We start from the raw sequence: 1,823 nt of genomic DNA on the forward strand, positions 1-1,823 counted from the left end.
CTATCAGCTCTGGCTGGTGGACCTGCAGGGTGGCGAACCACGGCCGCTCGTGGTCGAGGAGAACATCAAGCACGACCTCGGCGACGTCAGTCGTGATGGACGGCTCATCGCGTTTTCCTCGACAAGGCGAAACGGCATTGACATCGACGTTTACGTTCTGGATCGCGTCGGCGGTTCGATCCGAAGCGTCCTCGAGGGGGGTTGGAACCGCGTCGAATGCTTCTCGCCTGACGGGCGCTGGCTGGCCGTCGTGCGCCTCGACGGATCATTCGCGATCAGCGACGACCTCCTGCTCGTCGACCTCGAGACCGACGGTGTGCGAACCGTGGTGGAACGCACGGGCGCAGGGACCGCCATGGCACCCACGTGGTACCCGGACTCCTCGGGTTTCCTCTTCAGCACCGACGCGGGTCGCGACGTCGCGTCGATCGCTCGATACGACATCGCAACGTCCTCGTGGCGCTATGTGCTCGACACCGCGTGGGACAGCGAGGCAAGCCTCAGCAGTGACGGGCGGAGCGCCCTCGTCTTTCACGCCGAGAACGCCATCACCCGTCTCCAACTGCACGACGGACATACGCTCGCGCTTGTCCGGGATCTCCGGCTGCCGGAAGCCGGCACCGGGTTCGGACTCCCGCTCATCCCTCGACCGTATCTCTCGTCCATCGCGTCGACCGCGCTCCTGACGTACACGACCACGGCGACCCCGCTGACACCGCTGCGCGTCGACACCGCTGACTCGCTGCCTCCCGTGCCGCTGCTTCCCGCTGATCAGGTGGTCGCTTCAGCCCTGGTCACGCCTGAGCTGCACAAGATCTCGTCGTTCGATGGCGAGCAGATCACGTACTTCCTCTACAAACCACCGGTCGACAACCCTCCGGTTGTGTTTGTGGTCCACGGAGGTCCGGAGGCACGCTTTGCGCCCCGATACGACCCGTTCATCATCCGACTGGTCGCGGATGGCATCGCCGTGGTGGCGCCGAATGTTCGTGGTTCGGCGGGCTGGGGCCGCCGGTTTGTCTCACTCGATGATCGTCGCCTGCGCCTCAACTCGGTTCGCGACCTCACCGAGGTGCACGCGTCGCTTGCTGACCGAGGGGTCGACGCGACGCGGGTCGCCGTGATCGGAGGATCGTACGGCGGCTACATGACGCTGGCAGCGCTGGCCTTCTATCCGGGCCTCTGGGCGGCCGGCATTGCGACGGTCGGCATCAGCAGCCTGGTCACCTTCCTCGAGAACACATCCCCTTACCGGCGCCGGTTCCGCGAAGTCGAGTACGGGTTCCTCGACACCGACCGCGACTTCCTCATCGAGGCGTCGCCGATGACCCATGTCGACCAGATCCGTGCTCCGCTGATGCTCATCCACGGCGCCAACGATCCTCGCGTTCCGGTCGGCGAGGCGCGCCAGCTGCACGCTTTGCTCCGCGCTCGGGGGATCCCAAGCGAGCTCCTGATCTACGAGGACGAGGGACATGGGCTTGCGAAGCGCGCCAACCGCCTCGATGCCGCGCCCCGGATGCTGGAGTTTCTGCGAAAGAACCTTGCGGAGTAGGCAACGATCGAGTGCGGCGAAGGTGCCTGCGGTCGACCGATGGTATGTTCCGCCGGTCGGACGTCAGCGCAGTCTCGGGACGGATTCTGGGAGCGACAGCAATGGTGATCGTCATCGATCCGGGTGGTGACAAGCACGCCTACCAGACCGGGCGCTACATCGAGGTCACCGATGGTCATCTGATCATCAGAGACGGCCCCGGTGGCACAGCCATCGGTATCTTCGCTCCCGGAAAGTGGCAGTCTGCCCACATCGACGCCGTTCCCGC

1 protein-coding gene is annotated in these 1,823 nt (G+C 65.2%); it reads left to right on the top strand.

Annotation, left to right across the window (positions count from 1 at the left end; translation table 11 throughout):
• A partial coding sequence (locus tag WA225_RS27545; protein ID WP_422610389.1) for a S9 family peptidase occupies positions 1–1,555 on the top strand: 1,555 nt, incomplete at its 5' end.
• Positions 1,556–1,823 lie beyond the last annotated feature (268 nt).

It is taken from the genome of Pseudomonas sp. (assembly GCF_049300855.1).
In the GTDB taxonomy this organism is placed as follows: Bacteria; Pseudomonadota; Gammaproteobacteria; order Pseudomonadales; family Pseudomonadaceae; genus Aquipseudomonas.